The organism is Mycobacteriales bacterium, from assembly GCA_035690485.1.
Classification (GTDB): domain Bacteria; phylum Actinomycetota; class Actinomycetes; order JAFAQI01; family DASSKL01; genus DASSKL01.
Genome location: DASSKL010000063.1, coordinates 1 through 18822, shown reverse-complemented (window position 1 = coordinate 18822; position 18822 = coordinate 1). Strand labels below are relative to the sequence as shown.

The 18822-nt window shown below is 73.0% G+C and carries 20 protein-coding genes and 1 pseudogene; 9 read left to right on the top strand and 12 right to left on the bottom strand.

Features of this window, described 5'->3' with window-relative positions; all coding sequences use genetic code 11:
- Positions 1-782 precede the first annotated feature (782 nt).
- The 3 genes from VFJ21_08735 to VFJ21_08725 are packed head-to-tail and all read left to right on the top strand — an operon-like array spanning position 783 to position 3706.
- Positions 783-2390 carry a peptidoglycan-binding protein gene (locus tag VFJ21_08735; GenBank protein HET7407198.1) on the top strand — a complete coding sequence of 536 codons (1608 nt, stop codon included), beginning with the start codon at positions 783-785 and terminating at the stop codon, positions 2388-2390.
- 22 nt (positions 2391-2412) lie between these two features.
- Positions 2413-3177 carry an SDR family NAD(P)-dependent oxidoreductase gene (locus VFJ21_08730; protein ID HET7407197.1) on the top strand — a complete coding sequence of 255 codons (765 nt, stop codon included), beginning with the start codon at positions 2413-2415 and terminating at the stop codon, positions 3175-3177.
- Positions 3178-3220: 43 nt separating this feature from the next.
- On the top strand, positions 3221-3706 hold the full coding sequence (locus tag VFJ21_08725) for a hypothetical protein (protein HET7407196.1): 486 nt from the start codon (positions 3221-3223) through the stop codon (positions 3704-3706).
- Here the strand turns inward: VFJ21_08725 and VFJ21_08720 are convergent.
- The 5 genes and pseudogenes from VFJ21_08720 to VFJ21_08700 form a co-directional block, all read right to left on the bottom strand.
- Complete coding sequence (locus VFJ21_08720) at positions 3703-3999, bottom strand: DUF1416 domain-containing protein (protein ID HET7407195.1); 297 nt, start codon at positions 3997-3999, stop codon at positions 3703-3705. The genes VFJ21_08725 and VFJ21_08720 overlap by 4 nt on opposite strands.
- A gap of 2 nt (positions 4000-4001) precedes the next feature.
- Positions 4002-4835: a sulfurtransferase gene (locus VFJ21_08715; protein HET7407194.1), complete on the bottom strand. Its 834-nt coding sequence runs from the start codon at positions 4833-4835 to the stop codon at positions 4002-4004.
- Positions 4832-5245: a DUF4395 domain-containing protein gene (locus tag VFJ21_08710; GenBank protein HET7407193.1), complete on the bottom strand. Its 414-nt coding sequence runs from the start codon at positions 5243-5245 to the stop codon at positions 4832-4834. Before VFJ21_08710 ends, VFJ21_08715 begins: the two co-directional genes overlap by 4 nt.
- 135 nt (positions 5246-5380) lie before the next feature.
- Complete coding sequence (locus VFJ21_08705) at positions 5381-5815, bottom strand: thioredoxin family protein (protein ID HET7407192.1); 435 nt, start codon at positions 5813-5815, stop codon at positions 5381-5383.
- 860 nt (positions 5816-6675) lie between these two features.
- Positions 6676-6924, bottom strand: a pseudogene (locus VFJ21_08700) (MoaD/ThiS family protein).
- Between the two features lie 37 nt (positions 6925-6961).
- Between VFJ21_08700 and VFJ21_08695 the strand changes: the two are divergent.
- Genes VFJ21_08695 through VFJ21_08685 form a run of 3 tightly spaced genes read left to right on the top strand, consistent with a single transcriptional unit; the run spans position 6962 to position 9074 of the window.
- Positions 6962-7687, top strand: coding sequence for a response regulator transcription factor (locus VFJ21_08695; GenBank protein ID HET7407191.1), 726 nt, complete (start codon positions 6962-6964; stop codon positions 7685-7687).
- Positions 7688-7697: 10 nt separating this feature from the next.
- Positions 7698-8612 (top strand): mycothiol synthase, encoded by a 915-nt coding sequence (mshD, locus tag VFJ21_08690; protein ID HET7407190.1) that lies wholly within the window; start codon positions 7698-7700, stop codon positions 8610-8612.
- A gap of 9 nt (positions 8613-8621) precedes the next feature.
- A complete protein-coding gene (locus VFJ21_08685) occupies positions 8622-9074 on the top strand; it encodes an SRPBCC family protein (GenBank protein ID HET7407189.1) in 453 nt (150 codons plus the stop codon).
- Between the two features lie 11 nt (positions 9075-9085).
- On the opposite strand, the gene VFJ21_08680 is transcribed toward VFJ21_08685, so the two are convergent.
- Genes VFJ21_08680 through nth form a run of 4 tightly spaced genes read right to left on the bottom strand, consistent with a single transcriptional unit; the run spans position 9086 to position 12272 of the window.
- Complete coding sequence (locus tag VFJ21_08680; protein HET7407188.1) at positions 9086-10273, bottom strand: MarP family serine protease; 1188 nt, start codon at positions 10271-10273, stop codon at positions 9086-9088.
- Positions 10274-10285: 12 nt separating this feature from the next.
- Positions 10286-10930 (bottom strand): CoA pyrophosphatase, encoded by a 645-nt coding sequence (locus VFJ21_08675; protein ID HET7407187.1) that lies wholly within the window; start codon positions 10928-10930, stop codon positions 10286-10288.
- Positions 10927-11541, bottom strand: a complete 615-nt coding sequence (locus tag VFJ21_08670) for a TlpA disulfide reductase family protein (protein HET7407186.1) — start codon at positions 11539-11541, stop codon at positions 10927-10929. The genes VFJ21_08675 and VFJ21_08670 overlap by 4 nt, the downstream gene beginning before the upstream one ends.
- Complete coding sequence (gene nth, locus VFJ21_08665; protein HET7407185.1) at positions 11538-12272, bottom strand: endonuclease III; 735 nt, start codon at positions 12270-12272, stop codon at positions 11538-11540. The genes VFJ21_08670 and nth overlap by 4 nt, the downstream gene beginning before the upstream one ends.
- A gap of 132 nt (positions 12273-12404) precedes the next feature.
- Here nth and VFJ21_08660 point away from each other — a divergent pair, with 132 nt between their 5' ends.
- The 3 genes from VFJ21_08660 to VFJ21_08650 are packed head-to-tail and all read left to right on the top strand — an operon-like array spanning position 12405 to position 13922.
- Complete coding sequence (locus VFJ21_08660) at positions 12405-12959, top strand: hypothetical protein (protein ID HET7407184.1); 555 nt, start codon at positions 12405-12407, stop codon at positions 12957-12959.
- Positions 12960-13002: 43 nt separating this feature from the next.
- Positions 13003-13233: a hypothetical protein gene (locus VFJ21_08655; protein HET7407183.1), complete on the top strand. Its 231-nt coding sequence runs from the start codon at positions 13003-13005 to the stop codon at positions 13231-13233.
- A gap of 14 nt (positions 13234-13247) precedes the next feature.
- Complete coding sequence (locus tag VFJ21_08650; GenBank protein ID HET7407182.1) at positions 13248-13922, top strand: Crp/Fnr family transcriptional regulator; 675 nt, start codon at positions 13248-13250, stop codon at positions 13920-13922.
- On the opposite strand, the gene VFJ21_08645 is transcribed toward VFJ21_08650, so the two are convergent.
- The 3 genes from VFJ21_08645 to VFJ21_08635 all read right to left on the bottom strand — a co-directional run.
- The gene (locus VFJ21_08645) at positions 13919-17425 is read right to left on the bottom strand and encodes a tetratricopeptide repeat protein (GenBank protein HET7407181.1); all 3507 of its coding nucleotides are present in this window, start codon (positions 17423-17425) and stop codon (positions 13919-13921) included. The genes VFJ21_08650 and VFJ21_08645 overlap by 4 nt on opposite strands.
- Positions 17422-18198, bottom strand: a complete 777-nt coding sequence (locus VFJ21_08640; GenBank protein ID HET7407180.1) for an MBL fold metallo-hydrolase — start codon at positions 18196-18198, stop codon at positions 17422-17424. The genes VFJ21_08645 and VFJ21_08640 overlap by 4 nt, the downstream gene beginning before the upstream one ends.
- On the bottom strand, positions 18195-18822 hold a 628-nt coding region (locus VFJ21_08635; protein ID HET7407179.1), incomplete at its 5' end, for an NUDIX hydrolase. The genes VFJ21_08640 and VFJ21_08635, both read right to left, overlap by 4 nt.

Sequence of the window (18822 nt, the reverse complement as noted above, 5' to 3'; positions counted from 1 at the left end):
GCCGACGCGGCGAGCATCGCCAAAGGCTCGTTCATCCCCGCGGCAGGTCGCACGGAGAGCGAGCTGACGCGGTGGGTCACGGTCAGCCCGTCGTCGGTCGACCTGCAGCAGGGGCAGCGCGTGACCGCCACCGTGGCGTTCGTCGCGGAGATGGTGTGAGCCGGCGATCCGCCGTCGGTGAAGTCCGTCGACGTCATGAGGACCTGCCAGCCGCCTAGGGCAAGGCCGCGCGTGTCAGTGACGGTCGTGCTGCCGAGCGGGCCCGAGACGGTCGTCCCGGTCGCGCCGAGCACGGCGGTCGGCGTGAGCGTCACGGGGCCGGCGGGAGCAGTGATGCTCAGCCCGCCACCGGTGATGGTGAACGTTACGTTCGTGTCGGCTGCACTGGCCGGGCCCGCGGCGATGAGCCCCAGGCCCGCGGTCAGTGCCGCGACGGCAGAAAGAGCGATGGTCCTGCGCATGTGCCCCTCCTGGGGACTAGGCCGGCCCGCTACTTCGGGCCCGGTCGATCGTTGTCAGGTACTAGATCGACGTAGTCACGCGGAACCACATGGCCCGTGATGACTAATTGCCGGCGGCATCCGGGCGACCGAAATCCGACCATGTCGAAACATGGCGGTCAGACGGCTTCGCAGGCCCGGGCGGCGGCCCGCCGCCGCGGACTAGTCCCGTGCATCGCGCCGTGACCAGGGGACTGCCCCCACGCATCGCCGGAGAAAGAAGTTGCTCACCCGTTCGGGTTAACGGTCAAGGCGGCAGCCGGCTCAGCCGAGACCACCTCTATGCCGCTTTCTCACCTGTCACACCGGTCACGCTTCGCGGGCGCGCTGGCGACCGCTGCGCTCGCCGGCGTCACGGCGCTCGGTGGCACTGCGGCGTACGCCGACACCACGGTCACCAACCAGCCGGCCGCAACGTTGCCGACCCCGCCGGTGCCCGCCAACCTGCCTGCAGCAATAGAGCCCCTCCAGCCCTACGTGCCACAGGACTCGTGCGACCCAGCGGACAAGCCCGGCGTGCAGGCGTTCGCCAACCTGCTCATGGCGACATACAAGGACAGCGGCAGCTACGGCATCTCGACGGCGTGCATCCCCGGCGACGTGAGCGAGCACCACGAGGGGCGCGCGTTCGACTGGAAGATGAGCGCCAGCAACCCGGGCCAGGTCGCCGAGGTCAACGCGCTCCTCGACTGGCTGCTCAAGCCCGACGCCGCGGGCAACCAGGCGGCCATGGCCCGCCGGTTAGGGATCATGTACATCATCTGGGACCGCAAGATCCTCGGCACCTACCGGCTCTCCGACGGCTGGCGCGCCTACAGCGGTGTCGACCCGCACACAAGCCACGTGCACTTCTCGTTCAGCTGGGCCGGCGCGCAGAAGCGCACCTCGTACTGGACCGGCACGGTCGCCCCCGTCGACTACGGCCCCTGCAAGGTGGAGGGCCTGTCGTTCGCGCCGCAGGACGACGGCACGCCCAACCCGACTGCGTGCCCGCGGGTCACCACGTCGTTCGGCCCCATGCCCGCCGGCGCCCCCGCCTACCTCGCTGCGCTGCGCACCTGGAGCGGCGTCATCCTGCGGCAGGGCAGCTCCGGCCCGGCCGTGACCGCCGTCCAGCAGGCAATCGGCACGACCGCCGACGGCGCGTTCGGCCCCGGCACGGCCAGCGCGCTCCAGGCCTGGCAGACCAAGAAGGGCATCCCCGCCAGCGGCGTCACCGACGTGGCCACCTGGCGGGCGCTGCTCGGCCAACCGGCACCCGCGCCGAGCCCCGTCCCGGCGCCCACACCCGCACCGAGCACGCCGCCGGCACCCGCGCCCGGCACGGCCAGCACGCCGATGACCGAGCCGCGCCGCGACTGGCAACGCCCGCGCCCCGCCCCCTACGCCTCCCGCCCCGTGCACTCCCGCCCGGCGCCGCCGCCCCTGACCGCCCCGGCGCCTGCGTTGCCGCCGTACATCGCCGGCGGCCCGGCGGCGCTCCAGCCCTACAGCACGACCACCCTGCAGGTCGGGTCGTCGGGTGCTCCGGTCGTCGCGCTGCAGAAGGCGCTGCAGGTGACCGCCGACGGTGCCTTCGGCCCCCAGACGCAGGGCGCGGTGCAGAAGTTCCAGTCCGCGCACCGCATCAACCCCACCGGCATCGTCGACGCCATCACCTGGCGAGCGTTGATGCGCGCAGCGCTGCTCGACCCCTACCGCACGATGACGCTGCAGGTCGGCTCGACCGGGCCCGCGGTCAGCGCCCTGCAGCAGGTCGTCGGCGCGCAACCCGTCGACGGGCAGTTCGGCCCGGCGACCAAGGCCGCGGTGCTCGCCTACCAGCAGTCGCGCGGTTTGCCGGCCACCGGCGTCGTCGGCCTGCGGGAGTGGCTCGCGCTCGGCGCCTGACCCGCGGGTAGGGTCGCGGCCCATGGCACTCTTCGACCTCTCCGGCCACGTCGCGCTCGTCACCGGCGGCAACAGCGGCATCGGGCTCGGCATGGCCGCCGGCCTCGCGCAGTGCGGCGCCGACGTCGCCATCTGGGGCACCAACGAGGCCAAGAACGCCGCCGCCCTCGACTCGCTGCAGCAGCACGGCACCCGCGTCATCGCGCTGCGCTGCGACGTCGGTGACGAGAAGGCGGTCGACGAGGCGTTCGCCCAGACCGTCGACCGGCTCGGCAAGGTCGACTCGTGCTTCGCCAACGCCGGCGTCGGCGGGATGGCCCCCTCGGTGATGCAGATGAGCAGCGAGGAGTGGCACCGCGTGCTGCGGGTCAACCTCGACGGCGCGTTCTACACGTTCCGCGCCGCCGCCCGGCACATGGTCGAGCGCGGCGAGGGCGGCTCGCTCGTCGGCACCGCGTCGCTCGCGGCCATCGAGGGACAGCCGCGCGGCGAGCACTACGCGGCCACCAAGGGCGGCCTCATCTCGATGATCAGGGCGCTGGCCGTCGAGCTGGCCCGCCACCAGATCCGCGCCAACTCGATCCTGCCCGGCTGGATCGAGACGCCGATGACCGACGGCATCCTCGACTCCCCGGCCTTCAACGAGAAGGTGCTCAAGCGGGTGCCGGCCCGCCGTTGGGGCGAGCCCGAGGACTTCGCCGGGATCGCCGTCTACCTCGCGAGCAGCCTCAGCTCCTACCACACCGGCGACACGTTCGTGATCGACGGCGGCTACGCGATCTTCTGACGGTCAGGCAGGGACAAACCGGCGTACGCCGAACATCCCGGGCATGCGCCGGCTCCTCCCCGCGGTTGCGCTGCTGCTCGCCCTCAGCGCCTGCGGCAACCACGATGGCGGCTACCCGTCACAGGCGTTCACCGACAAGGCGACCGGCACCTGCGTCAGCGCCAGCAAGGCGCCGCAGAAGCGCTTCCCGTATCCGGACTTCAACCCGATGAAGCCCGACGTCGCCAAGCTGCCGGCGATCGGCGCCTTCTACACGGCGAACGGGTGGCCGGTCGCGCACATGCTGCAGACGCAGCTGCACGCCCTCGGCGAGCCGGACAGCGGGCGCAAGGTCTGGGACCGCTTCCTCGCGCAGTTCGACCGCTACATCGCGACCTACCGCCAGCAGATCGAAACCGCGCGCAAGTCCGACGCGAAGGGCTTCACGGCCACGGCGGTGGAGTTCCGCGACATGGTGAACGGCGCCAACGCGGCAGCCGACAAGGCCAACGTGCCGCGTTGCTCGCCGTTCCACCTCGGTAGCGGCTAGGCCACCGAGATCTCGGTCTCCTCGACGTCGCCCTCGGAGACCGAAACCTTCGCCGTACCCGACAGACTGCCCGGCGCGAGGACGCGCAGGGTCCACGATCCGGGCTTCACGAAGAACCGGAACACGCCGGCCGCGGAGGTCACCACCTCGGCGGTGAACTCGTCGGACTCCCCGAGCAGCCGCACGTAGGCACCGGTCACGGGCTGCCCGTCGCGGACCACGCGGCCCTGCACGACGGTCTCGCCGTCAGGGATGCCGGACCTGTCCAGGTTCTGGGCAGGTGCTCCACACATGCTCAGACGTCCTTCTCGATCGGTACGCCGACCAGGGAGCCGTACTCGGTCCACGAGCCGTCGTAGTTCTTGACGTTCTTCTGGCCGAGGATCTCGTGCATCACGAACCACGTGTGCGCCGAGCGCTCGCCGATGCGGCAGTAGGCGATGGTGTCCTTGCCGAAGTCGACTCCCGCGCCGCCGTAGAGCGACTTCAGCTCGTCGTCGGACTTGAAGGTGCCGTCCTCGTTGGCCGCCTTCGACCACGGGATGTTGACCGCCGACGCGACGTGGCCGGCCCGCTGCGACTGCTCCTGCGGCAGGTGTGCCGGCGCGAGCAGCTTGCCGCTGAACTCGTCGGGCGAGCGGACGTCGATGAGGTTCTTCTTGCCGATCGCCTTGACGACCTCGTCGCGGTAGGCGCGGATGTCCTCGTTGGGCTTCTTCGCGGAGTACGACGTCTTCGGCCGCTGCGGCACGTCGGTCGTCATCTCGCGAGAGTCGAGCTCCCACTTCTTGCGACCGCCGTCGAGGAGCTTGACGTCCTTGTGGCCGTAGTAGCGGAAGTACCAGTAGGCGTAGGCCGCGAACCAGTTGTTGTTGCCGCCGTACAGCACGACCGTGTCGTCGTTGCTGATCCCCTTCTGCGACAGCAGCTGCTCGAACTGCTCCTTGGTGACGAAGTCACGGCGGACCGGGTCCTGCAGGTCCTGCTTCCAATCGACCCGGACGGCACCCGGGATGTGGCCGCCGTCGTAGGCGGACACGTCCTCGTCGACCTCGACGAGGACGACGTTGTCGTCCTTCAGATGCTGCTCGACCCAGTCGGCATCGACCAGCGCGTCCTGACGGCTCATGCAGTTACTCCTCTGTGGGTGGTGCGACGAATGAGCAAGTACATCTCGCAGCCCAGGCAGAAGCCGAAGGCCGCGTTGAGAAACGCAGCGGCGAGTGCGAACGCCGTCGCGACGACGCCCAGCCACGCCACGCCACCGAGGAAGCCGACGGTGCCGACGAGGGCGAAACCGAACCCGACCTTCTGGGCGAACCGCGGCGGGGCGGCGTCCTCCATGTGGGCCGGCGGTGTCAGCCGCGGCCGGATCCAGCGGCGGAAGACCTCGCCGTACGGCGACTTGCCGACCGCACCGGCGCCGAACACGAACAGCTGCGCGAGCAGCAGCCAGCCGCTGCCGGTCAGCAGCACGACGGCCAGCACCACGGTGGTAACAGCGGCCGCGAACCGGGGGCCGCGCGGGTCCACGCGCATGGCAGGACTCTCCTGAGAAGACTGAGACGATCCGGGAAGAGGAAGGTCAGGAGAGACAGAGGCAGGTGGCCACGCGGCACAGGTCGACCGCGCGCCGGCTCCAGAGGAGCGCATCTGCCGGGAACTGCATACCGATCACGATACGGAGCCGTTGCTTGTCACCGCAAGCGGGGTCAGCGCCGCCAGCACCTGCTCGCGGCGCGGCTGCCCGCTGGCCCGCCCGCGCACCCGGCCTTCGGCGTCGAGCACGAGCGTGGTCGGCGTCTTCATGATGTGGAGGCGGCGCACCAGGTCGAGGTGCGACTCGGCGTCGATCTCGACGTGTGCCACGCCCTCGGCGTGGGCTGCTACGTCGGCCAGGATCACCCTCGTCGCCCGGCACGGCGCGCAGAACGCGCTGGAGAACTGCACCAGCGTCGCGCGGTCGCCCAACTGCTCGCCGACCTCCGCCGCGGTCAGCCGCTCGCCGGTGTCGGCGGGAGTGCGGACCCGACCGCTGCGACGGCGAGCCAGCACGCCGTACGCCGTCGCCACGACGAGCACGCCCACCAACACGATCAGCCCGGTCATCAACCGCTCCAACCCCGACACATCGTCCGATGTTCCCGCCGTCAGCCGAGCAGGATGCGGCCGGTCACGTAGGCGGCCGGCGCCGCGAGCGCCAGGGGCAGGAACATGGCCGTCGGCACCAGCGCGGACCGCTGGCGGGTGTCGCCCTCGAGCGTCACCCCGATCGCACCGGCGTCGACGGCCAGGTCCGCGGCCAGCCCCACCGCCCCGGCGGCCAGCGCGATCGCCCACGCGTCGGACGTCTGGATGCCGCCGACCAGCGCGCCGTAGGCGAGCCCCGCGCCGAAAGCCGCCGCGACCCCGAGCAGCAACCCCGGCCAGCCACGGCTGCCCCGCGGCACCGCGATCGGCCGGGGCAGCACCGCATCGACGAGCCGGGCGACCAGCACCGCCGCCCCCACACCCGCGAGACCCGCAGCGACCGCCGCCCGGCCGTCCACCCCGGAGCGCAGCGCGACGTAGGTCGCCGCCGCCACGGCCAGCACCACGGCCGACATCGTCGCCGCGACCGACAGCGTGACCTTGCTGCGGCGCCGCCGGGCGACCTGGTGCAGCAGCGAGCCCGCCATGGCGATGCCCACGACACCCACGAGGTCGTCGACGCGCGCGCCTCCGGCGGCCACGAGCGCCGCGTCGGCCGCCACCGCCGCCGCCGCGACCACGGCAAAGGCGCCGAGCCCGCCGGCCGCGCCCAGCGCAGCGAGCCACGCAAGCGTCAGCAGCACCTGGACCACCAGCACGACGATCGCGAGCACCGCCGCGGTCGCGTGCGCGGCCGCCATCAGCACCCCGGCGAGCAGGGCCGTCACGAGCCCCGTCAGCAGCGGCCGGCCGCCGGTGTCGGGCAGCACCACCTCGGCGCCACCGGCGAACGGGGGCAGCACCTCGACGACACCACCGTCGTGCAGGGCGACGGCGTCGTGCGCCCGCGCGCCCACCGGCACCCCGTCGACGATGAACGAGCAACGCTCCAGCACCTGGGGCAGGCGCTCCGGGTGGCGGGTCCGTGCCGCGTCCAGCGCGTCCGCCAGCGTGATCCCGTCGTAGGGCTCCTCGGCGACACCGGCGGCAGCTTTCGCCGCCGCCCAGTACCGGATCGTGCCCCTCATGCACCTATTCTCGTGGTGACCCGCGGAAGGCGGAGACGTGGCCCGACTGCTGCTCCTCACCAACGCGCCGGGCACCGCCAACTCCGTGCTGCCCGTGCTCGACCTGCTGCTGCACGACGTCCGCGTGCTGCCGCTGGAGCCGGTCGCGCTCCTCGACGCCCCACCCGCCGATGCGCTGTTCGTCGACGCCCGCCGCGACCTGCACGCCGCCAGGGGGCTGTGCCGGCTGCTGCAGACGACCGGTACCACGGCGCCGGTCCTCGCCGTCGTCACCGAGGGCGGGCTCGCCGCGCTCACTGCGGAGTGGGGCGTCGACGACGTGGTGCTCGAGTCGGTCGGCCCGGCGGAGTTCGAGGCACGGTTGCGGCTGGCGGCAGGCCGCCGCGCGACCACCGCCGTCACACCGAGCACCGAGATCCGCAACGGCGAGCTCTCGATCGACGAGTCGACCTACACCGCACGGCTGCGCGCCGAGCCGCTCGACCTCACGTTCAAGGAGTTCGAGCTGCTGAAGTTCCTCGCCCAGCACCCGGGCCGGGTCTTCACCCGCGAGCAGCTGCTGCAAGAGGTCTGGGGCTACGACTACTACGGCGGCACCCGCACCGTCGACGTCCACGTCCGACGGTTGCGGGCCAAGCTCGGGCCCGAGCACGAGGCACTGATCGGCACTGTCCGCAACGTCGGCTACAAGTTCGTCGCCGCGACCGCGCCGGCCGAGGGCCTCGAACAAGCGCCGGAAAGGGCGCCCGGCCGGTCCCGTTAGGCTCCGGCGCATGGGGTCCCGCATCGAGCGTCTCGACCGCCTGGACCCCGAGCAGGTCCGCGCGGTCACCCGGCTCGTCGACGCGGTGACCGACGCCGACGGCGTACGCCCCCTGTCCGAGCACGTGATGCTGCACCTGCGCCACGGCGGCGACGACCCCACGCGCAACTTCCTGCAGTACGACGGCGACGAGCTGGTCGGCTACGCCCACCTCGACGTGAGCGACCCCGTCGAAGGCCCCAGCGCCGAGCTCACGGTGGCGCCGCACGCCCGCCGCCGCGGGCACGGACGGGCACTGGTCGACGCGCTCCTCGACGAGAGCGGCGGCAACCTGCGGCTGTGGGCCCACGGGGAGGGAGACGCTGCCCGCGCCCTCGCCGGGAAGCTGGGCTTCCGGCAGGACCGGGTGCTGTGGCAGATGCGCCGCTCGCTCTACGCGCCGCTGCCCGAGCCCCGGCTGCCGGCCGGCATCACGATCCGCACGTTCGTCGTCGGGCGCGACGAGGAGGGCTGGGTGGCGGTCAACGCGCGGGCGTTCGCCGAGCACCCCGAGCAGGGCACGTGGACGATCGAGGACCTGCGCCTGCGGGAGCGCGAACCGTGGTTCGACGCCTCCGGCTTCTTCCTCGCCGAGCACGGCGACGACCTCGTCGGCTTCCACTGGACGAAGGTGCACGGCGCCGACGGCAGCCACCACCACGAACCGATCGGCGAGGTCTACGTCGTCGGCGTCGACCCGTCGATGCAGGGCAAGCGGCTCGGGCCGGCGCTCACCCTCGTCGGCCTGCGGCACCTGCGGGCCCGCGGCCTGTCGCAGGTGATGCTGTACGTCGACGAGACCAACACCCCCGCCATCGGCATCTACGAGGAGCTGGGTTTCGCCCGCTGGGACACCGATCTCTGCTACCGCAAGACCGCTGGTTAGGGTGCGGGCATGGCGAAGTCGGTGTCCCGCGAGATCGTTGTCAACGCCCCGGCTTCGGCGGTCTTCGACGTGCTCGCCGACCCGACGCAGCACCAGCTCATCGACGGCTCGGAGACCGTCAAGGGCGCGGTGAGCGGGCCGCCGCGGCTCTACCTCGGCGCGCGGTTCCGGATGCGGATGCGGATGGGCGTCCCCTACCTGATCGGCAACCAGGTCGTGGAGTACGACGAGGACCGCGCGATCGCCTGGCGCCATCTCGGCCGGCACGTGTGGCGCTACGAGCTGACGCCCGTCAGCGACGGGGGTGCCCCGGCCACGCGGGTCGTCGAGACGTTCGACTGGGAGCCGGCGCTGGCCGGCGCGGTCTACGAGGCCATCGGCATCCCCAAGCGCAACGCGACCTCGATGGAAGCGACGCTGCAGCGCCTCAAGGCGCTGGTCGAGAGCCGCACGATCTCCTAAGGCGACCGGCCCTAGTCGCAGGCCCCGGTGCCGACCTGGGCCGTCGCGTGCTGGCCTGCCCGCGCATCCCCCGCGACCTGCCCGGCCGTCAGCGCGTAGCCGGTGTTGGAGTCGTCGACCGCCGCCGCGAACACGACGCCGTAGACCCCACCGTCAGGAGCCAGCAGCGGGCCGCCCGAGTTGCCCGGCAGGACGCGCGCGTAGATCGAGTAGATCTCGCGCGTCACCTGCGAGCTCTGGTAGATGTCCGGGCCCCGCGCGGTCTGGCGGGTGCGGATGCGCGCCGCCACCGCGGTGAACGGGCCGTTCTCCGGGTAGCCGGCGACGACCGCGCTCTGGCCGGTCGAGGCCGGGCCGGTGAAGTGCAGCGGCGAGTTGTCGAGCCCGGGCACGTAGAGCACCGCGACGTCGGTGTGCGGGTCGTAGAGCACGACGCGCGAGTCGTAGGTGCGCCCCGAGACCGTCGACACCTGGGGGTCGCTCACCCCGGCGACCACGTGCGCATTGGTCATCACCCGCTCGGGGGCGTAGACGAAACCGCTGCCCTCGAGCTGGCGCGAGCAGGAGCGCGCGACGCCGATGATCTTCACGATGTCCGGGCGGGCGACGCGCACCGCCTGGCTGTTGGCGATCGCGGGGTCCGGCGGCGGCACGTTGACGATGCGCTCCGGGCCGAGCGCGCCGAACACCTGCGGGAAGCCGCTGGTGTCGAGCATCCGCCGGAAGCCCGAGAACCACGTGCGGGCCGAGTCGGGCATCACGTCGTCGATCGCGCCCAGGATCGCGGAGTGGCGCACCTGCTTGGAGACCGAGCTCAGGTTGCTGTGCGCCAGCGCGGTACCGACGAGCCACGCGACGAGCAGCACGGAGACCGTGCTGATCATCGCCCCGCCGGCATGGTCGGCCAGCCGCACCGGGCGCCAGCGGATCTGCTGGCGGACGGCCGCACCGGCGGCGGTGGCCGCGAGCTGGCCGACCGAGGCGAAGACGAAGACCGTGATGAGACCGAACAGCGCCGCGTTGAACGACGGGCCGATGGCCGAGTGCAGATCGGGACTGAACTTCGCCCCGAGGACCCCGCCCGCGATGAACCCGGCGAAGGAGAGGATGCCGACGATGAAGCCCTGCCGGTAGCCGCTCAGGGCGAACGCCAGGGCGACCAGCACGAGGATGACGTCGAGCAGGTCCCCGGTGCCCACCGCTGCGCCTCCTCAGCCCACGCGCGGCAGGCCGCGCACGCGGCTTCGGTCCCACGGTTGCTCCCAGCCGCCGAGCGCGAGCAGGCGGTCGAGCAGGGCCGCGGTGAAGCCCCACACGAGCATGTCACGCACGGCGAACGCCGGGCCGGTGTAACCGCTGGGACTCGCCACCTGGACCCGGTTGGCCGGGTCGGCCAGCTCGGCGACCGGCACCCGGACGACGGCGGCGACCTCGGCGAAGTCGACTGGTGCGACCTGCGAGGGGGTGCGCCACCAGGACAGGACCGGGGTGACGGCGAAGCCCGTACGCGGGATGCCCAGCTGCGGGAGCGTCGTGAGGACGGTGACGCCGAGCGGGTCGAGACCGGTCTCCTCGACCGCCTCGCGCAGCGCCGCCTCGACCGGGCCGTCGTCGTCCGGTTCGATCTTCCCGCCGGGGAAGGCGGGCTGCCCGGCGTGCTCGCGCAGGTGCACGCTGCGCTCGATGAGCAGCACGTCGGGACCGTGCTGCTCATCGTGACCGAAGAGCACGAGCACCGCGGCCGGCCGGCCGCCGTCGACGGGCGGCACGCGGTGCCAGTCGTCCCAGCGGATCGCCGTCGCCGCGACGACGAGCGGCCGCAGCCAGTCGGGAGCGATCTGCACGGGGTCGGTCACAGCCGCACCCCGAGGTAGGTCTCGACGTCGCGCTGCAGGTCGGCGAGCCGTTGGTACTCGCCGCGGGCTACGTGCACCACCCGCCCGTCGGCGGCGACGAAGACGGTCATCGGCGGGCCGACCCCGCGGAAGCTGCGCAGCACCGTGCCGTCCTCGTCGACCACCGACGGGTAGCGCATGCCGGCGTGCGCGGCGAAGTCGAGCGCGCTGCGGGAGCTGTCCTCCGTGTCGACCCCGAGCACGCGCAGCCGGTCGCCCGCGCGCGCGTGCAGCGCCTGGAAGAACGGCACCTCGCGCCGGCACGGCTCGCACCAGCTGGCCCAGACGTTGAGCACGGTCGGCGCCCCGGTGAGCCGCGCCATCGGCACCGCCGCGCCCGCGCCGAGGCAGGGCAGGGTCACCGACGGCAGCGCGGCTGCGCCGTGGCCGGGCACCGGGCAGGCCGCCAGGCCGGCGCGGCTCACCAGCTCGGCGGTCGACGGCGGCGGCGCGAACGACGAGGCGGCACCCTTCACCGACGGGCCGGCCGTGGCGGCGTCGTTCGACGACGTAGCGCAGCCCGCCCCCAGGGCGAGCACCATCGCCCCCACCACGAGCCCGGCCGGTCTCATGCCGAGGTCGCCACCTGCTCCGCCGACTTCACCAGCTTGGCGGCGACCAGCGGGTCCGTCGGCCCTATGCCGTACGACGGGCACCACCGGGCGACCGCGCAGGCGCCGCACGCCGGCCGGCGCGCGTGGCAGACCCGCCGGCCGTGCCAGATCATCCGGTGTGACAGGACCGTCCAGTCGCTCTTCGGGAACAGCGCACCGACCTCGGCCTCGACCTGCACCGGGTCGTCGGAGGCAGTCCAGGCGAAGCGCCGGGAGAGTCGGCCGAAGTGCGTGTCGACCGTGATGCCCGGCGTGCCGAACGCGTTGCCGAGCACGACGTTGGCGGTCTTGCGCCCCACCCCGGGCAACGTGACGAGGTCCTTCAGCCGGCCGGGCACCTGTCCGCCGAACCGCTCGCACAGCGCCTGACCGATCCCGATCAGGCTGGTCGTCTTCGCCCGGAAGAAACCGGTGGATCTGATCAGCTCCTCGAGCTCGAGGCGGTCCGCGGCGGCGTAGTCGGCCGCGGTGGGGTAGCGCGCGAAGACCTTCGGCGTCACCTCGTTGACGCGCTTGTCCGTGCACTGGGCCGACAGGACGGTGGCGACGAGCAGCTCGAGCGGGGAGGAGAAGTCGAGCTCGCAGTGCGCATCGGGGTAGAGGCGCTCCAGCTCGCGGTTGATCCTGCGGGCCCGGCGGACCAGCGCCGTGCGGGTCTCTGATGCGACATCGAGCGCGGCGGCAGGCACCCGTCCAGCCTACGGTCGGCTCAGGCTGACCCGTCCGGGTGACAGCGGGCGAATCCCCCTCAAGCATCACGGCAGAGCCCCCGAGACACCCAGTGACGACTACGGAGAGTCACGACCGAGGGAGCGTGGGGGATGACGGCGCCGGGACGGCCATCCGCACGGCTGCGGCCGGTGCCCGAGCGCAGCGCCGACTTCGCTCACCTCACGCTCAGTGCCCTGCGCATCTACCGCAAGGCGCTGGCCGCCGAAGAGGACCGTGTCTCCTACTGGCGACGCATCATCCAGGCCCGGCTGGACCTGGTGCGCGCCGGCGAGCAGCGCGGCGGGCTGCGGCTCGACAGCGTGCGCGACATCCTGTCCGACCCGCGGGTCGGCACCGGGCGCACCGCGATCATGGCGATCCTTCCGCACGAGGACATGCCGCCGCTGCCGAACCTCGTGGGCCTGTGGCAGGCGGACCCGCTACCGGGCGACAGCCCGGAGGCCGTAGCGCACAACACACGGATGGAGCACGAGCTGGCGGACGCGGAGGTCGCCCTGTCGGCGTACCGCAGCGCGCTGCACCAGCGGATCGACGCCGCCACCGGCGAGCTGATCGCCCGCTACCGGGAGGACCCGACGCTGTGCCTGTCCGCGCTGCCGACGCTGCCGACGGATGGAGACTTGCTAGCAGCCGCAAACGGGTGATCATGGAGGCGTGTCACCGGACGGACCGGTGGGCAGGACTGCCATGACGATGCTGCTGCTGTTCACCCTGCTGTTCCCGGCCCTCCTCCTCTGCGGAGCGCTGGTGATGGAGCGTGTGGAGCGCCCGTTGCGCCAGGAGGCCCTCGGCGAGCGGGTGGTGCAGTTCCTCGAGACGGCGCGGCCGGAAGAGGTCGAGACCTACGTCAGCGAGGGGTTGGCGCCGGCGCTCGAGCGCTACTGGCGGCGGCGCGCCCCGCGCCGGCTGCGTTCATAGGCCAGACTGGAGCCGTGGACGCTCTGCTGGCGCAGCTGCCGCTGTTCGCCGCGCTCGACGCGGAGTCCAGCGAAGCGCTGCGCTCCGCGATGCGCGAGGAGCGCATGGAGCGCGGTGAAGTGATCTTCCACGAGGACGACGACGGAGACCGGCTCTACGTCGTCCTCGACGGGAAGGTGAAGATCTACCGCACGTCGCCGGACGGGCGGGAGAACATGTTGGCGGTCCTCGGCCCGGGCGACATGTTCGGCGAGCTGTCGCTGTTCGACCCCCGGCCGCGCACGGCGAGCGTCGCCACCGTGACCGAGAGCACGCTGCTCTCGCTGGCCCACGACGACCTGCGCCCCTGGCTCACCGGCCGGCCGGGCGTCGCGGCGCACCTCCTGCAGGCGTTGGCCCAGCGGCTGCGGCGTACGAACGAGGCGATGGCCGACCTCGTGTTCAGCGACGTCCCCGGCCGGGTGGCCAAGGTGCTGCTCGACTTCGGCACCCGGTTCGGCACCGCGACCGACGAAGGCGTGCGGGTCACCCACGACCTGACCCAGGAGGAGCTCGCCCAGCTGGTCGGCGCCAGCCGCGAGACCGTCAACAAGGCGCTGTCCGACTTCGTCAGCCGCGGCTGGATCCTCCTCGAGGGCCGCACGGTGACCCTCCTGGACGTCGACCGCTTGGAACGCCGCGCGCGCTAGAGACCCACGGCCTTGGCGGTGCGCTCGGTGGCCGCGACCTCCGAGACCTGCTGGCTCGAGCGGGCCAGGGCCAGCGCCTGCCGCAACGCGTAACGCGCGGCGGGGACGTCCCCGGCGGCGAGGTAGCAGTTGCCGAGCACCCGCAGGGCGACGATCCGCGAGCGCATGTCCTCCGCCTCGACCTCGAACGCCTTGCCGATCATCCCGAGCGCCTCGCGGTCCCGGCCCGCCTCCAGCAGCGCGCCCGCGCAGTGCGCGAGCGCCTGGCGGCGCGGGAAGATCAACGACGGCGCGTCGGTCGATGCGGCGGCCTCCTCGAGCAGGCTGAGCGCCTCGTCGAGCCGTCCCTGCGCCCGCAGCGCCTGGGCGAGCAGCACCTTGGGTCCGACGAATGCCGGCGGCTCGAGGTCCATGCCCTGCAAGCGCTCCAGCGCCCGGCGGGCGTCCTTCTCCGCGCCCGCACTGTCGCCGCGGTCGAGGCGGCAGTAGCCGAGCACCCCCAGCGACAGCGCCTCGGTCGTCGCGTGCTGCGCCTGTGCGGAGCAGTCGACCGCGTCCTCCAGCACGTCGATGGCCTTGCGGGGCCGACCGGCCCCCCGCTCCGCCGCGCCCCATGCGGTCAGCGCCATCGCCCTGCCCCACGTGTCGGAGAGCGCGACGAACCCGTCGTACGCCGCACGTGCCCCGGCCCGCGCTGCCTCGATGTCACCGAGCTCGGCAGCGGCGAACGCGTCGATCGTCTGGCAGGCCGCGACCCCCCACGGCTCGCCCATCGCCTTGCCGAGCGGCAGCAGCCCCTGGGCCAGCTGGCGTGCCTCGTGGTAGCGCCCCTGCAGCAGCCGCACGAACGCCTCGGTCCCGGCGCACCACGACAGGCCGCTGCCGTCGTCGAGCGAAGCGAACAGCTCGCCCGCCCGCGCGAGCGTCGTCTCGGCCACGGCCCAGTCGCCCCGCGTGGTGGCGCTCCACGCCCAGTGCTGGTAGGCCCAGCCGGCGCCGTGGTCGTCGCCCACGCGTTCGGCCAGCTGCAAGGCTTCGCGGAACCGCTGCTCCGCCGACTGCAGGCGGCCGGCCTGGTAGTCGATCATGCCCAGCTGGCGCAACGCCTCACCGGTCACCCGGTCGACACCGGCGTCGCTGGCCATCGTCAGCGCGGACACGAGAGCCTGCCGCGCCGCGTCGTCCTCACCCCGCTGGCGGCGGATCTCGCCGAGGACGACGAGGGCGGCGGCGCGTACGCCGAAGTCGCGGGCCTGCAACGGCGCCTCGAGGTCGACCTCCGCGTCGACCAGCCGGTGCAGGGCGACGCGCGCCGATGCCCGCCCGGTGAGCGCCGGGAGCCGCCCGTCCTCGGGGACACCGTCGCCGCCGACGAGCAGCGCCCGCGTGAACACCACCTCGGCCCGCCCGTTGTCCCCGCGGTAGATCGCTGCCTGCCCGAGCCGGGTCAGGGCCGCGAATCCGGACTGCCGCGCCTGCCAGGCCGGGTCGTCGGCCGGCAGCTGCATCTCGTCGGCGAGCTCGGCCGCCCGCTCGGCGTGGGCCGCGACGAAGGCGTCGACCTCCCCGCGCGGTCCGCGCATGCTGCCCGCCGCCCAGGTCGCGACGATCGCGTGCCGCCGGGCTCGCTCCGCCTTCGGGATCGCGGCGTAGACCACGTCGCGGGCGAGGGTGTGCGCGAACGTGTAGGCGGTCGGGCCGTCGCCGTCGCTGAGCTGGGTGATGATGCCGCGCGCATCGAGCCCCTGCAGCGCGAACTCGATCTCCTCGTCCGGCCGTGGATCGATCGCGACCAGCGTCGACGCGGCGAACCTGGTGCCGACGACGGCCGCATCCCGCAGCACCGCCTTGGAGACGGGGTCGAGGCCGTCGAACCGCGCCGCGAGGACCGACTGCACCCCGGCCGGCAGCATCTCGGTCGGCAGCTGGCTCTGCAGCCGCCACCCGTCATCGGTCGACCGCAGCACCCCCCGGTCGACCAGCAGGTGCAGCAGCTCGGCGAGAAAGAACGGGTTTCCCTGCGCGCGCTCGATCAGCAAGGACTGCGCCGCCGAGTCGAGCTCCCCACCGTCGAGGTAGGCACGCAGCAGCCGGCTCGATGCCGCGTCGTCGAGCGGCGTCACCGGCAGCAGCTCCGGGTCGGGCAGGCCCGTCCACCAGTCGTCGGGCAGGTCACCGTCGGCGAGGACGTCGCTGCGACCCAGGCACACCAGCAAGACCGGGCCCGCGAGCCGCTGCATGAGCGTGGTGAGCGCGGCCACCAGCTCGGGGGTGCCCCACTGCAGGTCGTCGACGATCAGCAGCAGCGGCCCGCTGGCGGACAGGCCGTCGAGCAGAGCGAGCACCGCGTCGAGCAGCGGGTCGGTCCCCTCGCTCGTCGTCCCCGGGGCCGCGGTCTCTCGAGGTGCGGGCATCGACGCAGTCAGGCCGAGCAGCGACAGCAGCCACTCGACCACGTTGGCGGGCAACGGGTGGCGGTAGGTGGGGCGCTCCAACCGGGCGAGGGTCCGGCGTACCCGGTCGGCAGCCTGCTCCTCCGACTCGTCCTCGGCGATGCCGCAGGCGGTGCGGACCCACTCGGCGATCGGCGCGAGCGCCCGACCGGTGCCGTACGGGGTGCAGCGACCCCAGAGCACCCACTGGTTCGGCGCCTGGGTGGTGAAGCGGGCGAGCTCGGCGGCCAGCCGGGTCTTGCCGACGCCGGCCTCCCCGGTGACGACGACCGTCGCCGGTCGGGCCCGTTGCTCGACGTCGAGCAGCCGCCCGATCAGGGCACCCAGCTCGGCGTCCCGGCCGACGAACGGCGCCTCCTCGCCCACGCCGAGCCGGACGGCCCCGGGCGGGCGCAACCCGAGCAGCTCGTAGGCCGGCACCGGCTCGCGCTTGCCCTTCAGGCGCAGCGGGGTCAGCGCCCGCCAGGAGGCGATCGACATCGTCGCGAGCGCGGTCTCGCGGCCGGCGTAGACCGAGCCGATCGCTGCCGCGTCGGCCAGCCGGGACGCGGTGTTCACCGTGTCGCCGACGACCGTGTAGGCCATGTTGGCCTGGACACCGGCGAGCACCTCGCCGGTGTTGAGCCCGACCCGCAGCCCCATCCGGCGGCCGCCACCGACCTCCTGCTCCATCAGCCGGCGCAGCGACGCCTGCATCTGCGCGGCGGCGCGTACGGCGCGCTCCGGGTCGTCCTCGTGCATGGTCGGCGCTCCGAAGACCGCCATGATCCCGTCGCCGGTCAGCTTGTCGACGTGGCCGCCGACCGCGGTGACGGCCGCGGCGAGCTCGGCGAGCACCCGGTCGGTGACGCCGCCGACCCGCTCCGGGTCGAGATCCTCGGCCCACGCGGTGAAGTCGGACAGGTCACCGAAGAGGACGGTGACGAGGCGCCGCTCCGCGCTGCCGTCGCCGAACTCGGCCGGCCGTTCGAGCGGTGCGCCGCAGTTGAAGCAGAAACGCGCGCCCGGCACCGCCGGCGTCGCGCAGACGGAGCAGGCGAGCCGGCTCACCCGTCGTGGTCCCGGAGGTAGTCGATCTGCGCCTTCACCGAGAGCTCGGCGGCCGGCCAGACGGCCCTGTCGACGTCGGCGTAGACGGTCTCGACAACGTCGCGCGGCGAGGTCGCGCCCGCCGCGAGCGCTGCCCGGACCTGCTCGAGGCGTTCCTGGCGGTGGGCGAGGTAGAAGTCGAGGACGCCCGCCGCGTCGGCGAGCACCGGACCGTGGCCGGGCAGCAGCGTGCGCAGTCCGGCGTCGGCCATGCCCCTCAGCCGCTGCAGGCTGTCGAGATAGTCGACGAGCCGGCCGTCGGGATGGGCGACGACCGTCGTGCCGCGGCCGAGGACGGTGTCGCCGGTGAGGATCGCGTCGTCGGCCGGCAGGTGGAAGCAGAGCGAGTCGGCGGAGTGGCCAGGCGTGGCGACCACGCGCACCTCGAGGCCGTCGGCGGCGACCACGTCGCCTCCGCCGAGTCCCTCGTCACCCCACCGGTGCTGCGGGTCGAGCGCGCGGACCGGGGCATGGACCCGCTCGGCGAACGTCCGCGCCCCCTCGGAGTGGTCGACGTGGCCGTGGGTCAGCAGGACGACCGCGACCGACCCGGCCTCGTCGCCGACCCGGCCGAGGTGGCCGGCGTCCTCGGGTCCGGGGTCGATGACGATCGAGCGGGTGCCGCCGGGCTCGCGAAGGATCCAGGTGTTGGTGCCGTCGAGGGTCATCGGCCCGGGATTGGGGGCGAGGATCCGGGTCGCGCGGGCGGTGGCGGGCTCGGGCGCCCCGGTCACGCGGGGTATCCCTCCTCGTGCGGCAACAGCAGGCGGGTCTCGTCGGCGTCGACCACGATCTTGGGCAGCACGGTCTTGACGTCGCGCCGGCTCCCGGCCTCGAGCACCTCGTCGACGGTGTCGTAGCCACTGAGCTCGGCGAGCGTGTAGGCGGTGGGCGGCATCATGAACATGTCGCCGTCGGCCATCCGCCGCAGCGCCTCCTGCGGCCGCAGCCACACGACCTGGTCGGCCTCACCGCCGACGTCCCTGGTGCGCTGGCCCTCGGGCAAGGCGGCGACGAAGAACCTCGTGTCGTAGCGGCGGGGCTCGGCCTCGGGAGTGATCCAGTGCGCCCACGGCCGCAGCAGGTCGGCGCGCACCACCAGCCCGCGTCGCTCGAGCAGCGAGGCGAACGACAGCGAGCGGTCGATCAGCGCCTGCCGCTCGGTCTCCCAGTCGTCGCCGGTGGTGTCGACCACGACCTCGCCGGCGTGCTCTCCTGCCAGCAGGACCCCCGACTCCTCGAAGGTCTCGCGCACCGCCGCGCAGACCAGTGCCCGGGCGACCGCCGCGTCGGCGTGCAGGATGCCGGCCCAGTCATCAGCCGGCGGGCCGTCCCAGGCGTTGACCGGCAGCTCGGCA